Origin of the sequence: Marinimicrobium sp. UBA4509, assembly GCF_002388575.1 — a bacterium.
Classification (GTDB): Bacteria; Pseudomonadota; Gammaproteobacteria; order Pseudomonadales; family Cellvibrionaceae; genus Marinimicrobium; species Marinimicrobium koreense.
In genome coordinates this window covers 136,359-140,374 of the sequence record NZ_DGMV01000082.1, presented here as the reverse complement: position 1 = coordinate 140,374, position 4,016 = coordinate 136,359, and the positions used below count along the sequence as shown (strand labels likewise).

Annotated in this window: 5 protein-coding genes and 1 pseudogene; all 6 read left to right on the top strand. The window is 54.1% G+C overall.

Going from position 1 to position 4,016, the window contains the following annotated elements; genetic code table 11:
- Positions 1-648: TOBE domain-containing protein (locus B3520_RS15470; RefSeq protein ID WP_286876402.1), on the top strand; the 648-nt coding region annotated here is incomplete at its 5' end.
- Between the two features lie 94 nt (positions 649-742).
- Positions 743-1,051 (top strand): annotated as a pseudogene (locus tag B3520_RS15465) (transposase); the annotation flags it as partial.
- 30 nt (positions 1,052-1,081) lie between these two features.
- The gene (locus B3520_RS15460; RefSeq protein ID WP_044628797.1) at positions 1,082-2,245 is read left to right on the top strand and encodes a glycosyltransferase family 4 protein; all 1,164 of its coding nucleotides are present in this window, start codon (positions 1,082-1,084) and stop codon (positions 2,243-2,245) included.
- Between the two features lie 64 nt (positions 2,246-2,309).
- Entirely contained in the window at positions 2,310-2,747 is a 438-nt protein-coding gene (locus B3520_RS15455) for a phosphatase PAP2 family protein (protein WP_286876401.1), read from the top strand.
- Between the two features lie 937 nt (positions 2,748-3,684).
- Positions 3,685-3,816 carry an entericidin A/B family lipoprotein gene (locus tag B3520_RS15450; RefSeq protein WP_044628799.1) on the top strand — a complete coding sequence of 44 codons (132 nt, stop codon included), beginning with the start codon at positions 3,685-3,687 and terminating at the stop codon, positions 3,814-3,816.
- A 2-nt stretch (positions 3,817-3,818) separates the two neighbouring features.
- A partial coding sequence (locus tag B3520_RS15445) for a hypothetical protein (RefSeq protein WP_286876400.1) occupies positions 3,819-4,016 on the top strand: 198 nt, incomplete at its 3' end.

The window sequence follows — 4,016 nt, the reverse complement described above, 5'->3', positions numbered from 1 at the left end:
GGCGGCCAGCGCCAGCGGGTGGCGATGGGCCGTGCGTTAGTGCGCGAGCCCGCCGCGTTTCTGTTTGATGAGCCGCTCTCTAACCTAGATGCTAAGCTGCGCGTGCAGATGCGCGTTGAGATCAAGCAGCTTCAGCGGCGGTTAAAAACCACCAGCCTCTATGTGACCCACGACCAGCTCGAGGCGATGACGCTGGGGGATAGGCTCGTGGTGCTCAATGCTGGTCAGATCGAGCAGGTGGGCACCCCGATGGAGATCTACGCCCGTCCGGCCACTATGTTTGTGGCGGAATTTATTGGCTCCCCGGCTATGAACATGCTGCCGCTGGATTACCTTGCGCAGCAGGATACCCAGGGCGTGCTGAGCCAGTTGCCGAAAGAGACTGATACCGTCGGCATCCGCCCAGACGATATGCAGCTCGCCCCGCCAGCCGCGCCCTATATAACGCTGAACGCTACCTTGATGTTGTTTGAAGCCGCCGGTGCAGAGAGCCATCTCTACCTAAACTTGGCAGGCAGCGACCAACCTACGGTGGTGCGTACCGCAGGCCAGCCGCCGGTCAGCGAAGGTGAAACGCTGCAGGTGTACGTGACCAGCGATGCGCTTCACCCGTTCAACAGCACCACCGGCAAGCGCACCGCCCATTAGTACGCAGCGCCTTAGGCGGGTAACAACGTTACTCGCCTAAGGCGCAGTCGGTACCGCTATGCCCCAATCCTATTCGCATGGCCGATACCGGCATGGTTACCTGGGTATTCAAAAAAGAGACGAGCACAAGCACCGCAACGACGTCTCTTGGTATATTGCCAAACGGCCTGGCACCCGCCAGAAGCGAGATGCCAGGCGACAGAAAGTCGAAAAAATCAAAGCCAGTATCCGTGCCAAGGTGGAGCACCCCTTTCGGTACATCAAACACGTTTTTGGTTATGGCAAGGCTCGCTATCGTGGACTGGCCAAAAACACTCAGCGCCTCACTTACTGCATGATGGCTGTCTGTCATCGCTTGTTCACTTGCCTGTCTTGGCAGTGTCATTGTGCCCGCGCAACATAATGAGAAACGTGATAAAGGGACGAATCGCTCATGCGGCTCTGTATCGTTAGCGAAACATGGTCTCCAGAAATTAACGGCGTTGCGCATACTCTCAACCGGATATGTCGTGAGCTGCAGCGGCTGGGCGTCACAATGGATGTGATTCGCCCTAAGCCTAAGGCACCCGGCAGTGCCGCCTATGCCACCCAAGAACTACAGGTTAACCACCTGGCGCTGCCCGGCTATCGTGATGTTCAGGTGGGATTTGCTCGCCCGTCCACGTTGCAGCGGTTTTGGCAACAGCACCGGCCAGATGTGATTTATTTAGCCACCCAAGGCCCGCTCGGCTGGGCAGCTCGCCAGGCAGCGCAACAGTTGAGCATTCCGCTGGTGGCAGGTTGGCACACCAACTTCGATCATTACTGCCATGATTACGGCGCCTCTTGGCTCTCTGCCGCGACTCGCCGCTATTTGCGCTACTTTCACAATGGCTGCGCACTGACACTAGTGCCCACTCATCAGCAAGCCACAGCTTTACGCCAACAGGGTATCCATGAAGTACAGGTGCTCGCTCGGGGGATTGATGGGGAAAAATTCTCTCCAGCTCACCGTAGTGCAGAGCTGCGTAAGCAGTGGGGAGTTAGCGAGCACCAGCCGGTCGCCCTCTATGTCGGGCGACTCGCACCAGAGAAGAATCTGGCCCTGCTACAAGAAACGCTGCAAGCCATGCGCAATGTGCGCCCCGATATGGCACAGGTGATCGTTGGTGATGGCCCAGGGCGTGCGCAGTTAGAGAAGGCACTCCCTGACGCACATTTCACCGGATTTGTGGATAAACATGAGCTAGCTTGCCACTACGCCAGTGCTGATATGTTTGTATTTCCTTCGCTGTCGGAAACGTGGGGCAACGTAGTAACGGAGGCAATGGCAAGCGGCTTGGCGGTAGTTGCTTATCGTCATGCAGCCAGCGCGGAGCTGATCCAAAACGGCCATAACGGGGTGACCGTAGCGCCTAACGACGCCCACGGCTTTCAAGAAGCGGCCGTGGCACTGTGCCAACACCCCGCCGATTACGCACGAATAGGAAGAGTTGCCCGTTTACGCGCGCTAGAACAAAGCTGGTCGGGCATTGCTGAGCAATTTCTGCGCTACCTACACCATACCCAGGAGGTCCACCATGCGAGCTCGCCCGCTTGTCGTATTCGATCGTCTTGACCTGTGGGAGTGGCGGTTTTGCCAACGGGTCACGCACCTCTCGCTCTACCGCCCCTGGCGGCTAATGCTGAAAACAGCCAGTAAGTTAGGCGACTGGCCGGTGTGGGTACTGCTGATTGCTGCCCAGCCCTGGCTTCAACCTGATGGCACGTGGCGGATGATGCAGTACTCGCTGATCGCCCTGGTAGCTGTCACGGTTTATAAGCTGGTCAAAACCAAGCTGTGCCGAGAGCGCCCCTTTATCACTTACCTGGGAGGCGTACACTGCGGTGAACCCGCTCGAGATCGCTACAGTTTCCCCAGTGGCCACACCATGCACGCCGTCATGTTCAGCGTATTAGTGGCCGCCCACACCCCCTGGCTGCTGCCGATTGTGCTTCCACTCAGCCTACTCATTGCAATTTCTCGAGTGGGGCTAGGGCTGCATTATGTCAGCGATGTACTGGTTGGTGGCGTGATGGGCTATGGCTTTGCACTGCTGAGCCTTTATTGGATGGGGTAAGAGTCTCTACATGCCAACATGCAAAAGCCACCCAAAAAAAAGGTGGCTTTTTATTTATTATTCAATTACTTACATATCAGGCGGCATGTCGTCGCGATCCTCTGTAGCCGTCATAAATGATGTTTTAAACATCATGTACAGGCCCACCCCCGAAAACCCTAGAAACAGCACGAACATGCAGAACATCAATACCATCACCATAGCGCTTGTCCCTGTCAGTGTGCGGCCGATGCGTTGACGTCTTATAACCGCTGATTTTGGTTTACCCGAAAGGATAGACCAAAATACTTTGCATATCTGTACAGGAACTATGCAACACCCCTAAGGCGAGAAAAAACGTTATATAAATCAATGTATTAATGATTGAAAAATAAACGCAAAAAAACCACCTCACAGTTGCAAGATGGCTGTTTTGCATCGCTGCCACTCCTTGGCTTCGATGATCAGCACGGCCTTATGCTGATAAGAGTGAGCAGGCTAAGAGTCCATTCACGTCCGTGATGCTTACTGGGCCTCCTGCCCTCCTCTATTGCCTATTAGCCTGCTCACGCTTTGATGGGTTGGAACTTGGTTGCCAACAGTGAAATTGGTTAAATCATCAATGGTGACACTATAAGTATTAACACTTATAACACTGCAGGCATTGGGCCAATCATACCAATAAATAAAAAATATCTTTAATATCAATAAATTAAACAAAAAAATAAAAGCCCAGCCTAACCGAAATTGACAGAAAACTCAGGGATGACATGGGTAATATTGACACATGCGACAAATGCGCACGGTTCACATCTATGCTAAAGAGAGATAAGCAGCGTTGGTAAAACGTTCCACCTCATGGCTACTTACCGGTGGCAACCCGCACCAACAGCGCTTATGTTACTCATCACACCATGACGCCCCAGCGGGGCATTATTTAGCAGAGAGGAAAGACCCAATGAAACGCACCATTGCGCTTGGCATACTCTTACTGGCCACACTACTCACCATTAGCGGCTGTAACACAGTTCGCGGTATGGGCCAGGATATTGAGCAGGGTGGTGAAGCCATTCAGCGTTCGGCGGATTAACCATGATGATGACCGTCTACCTTTCACATGGCTTGGAGAGTGGCCCAGGGGCACTGAAAATGCAGGCGCTCAAGGGTATTGCTGAACAGCTTGATGACTGTGAGCCGGTCGTCATGGATTACCGGGGCATGGACGAGCCAGCCGAGCGATTGAAACACCTTACCGCTACTCTGCTGGCTCGTGGTGATGACCCCGCCCGC

What these genes read in the sequence shown, in the direction of transcription:
- B3520_RS15460 (WP_044628797.1), top strand. Translation starts at nt 1,082, where the DNA reads ATGCGGCTCTGTATCGTTAGCGAAACATGGTCTCCAGAAATTAACGGC.
- B3520_RS15450 (WP_044628799.1), top strand. Translation starts at nt 3,685, where the DNA reads ATGAAACGCACCATTGCGCTTGGCATACTCTTACTGGCCACACTACTC.
- B3520_RS15455 (WP_286876401.1), top strand. Translation starts at nt 2,310, where the DNA reads ATGCTGAAAACAGCCAGTAAGTTAGGCGACTGGCCGGTGTGGGTACTG.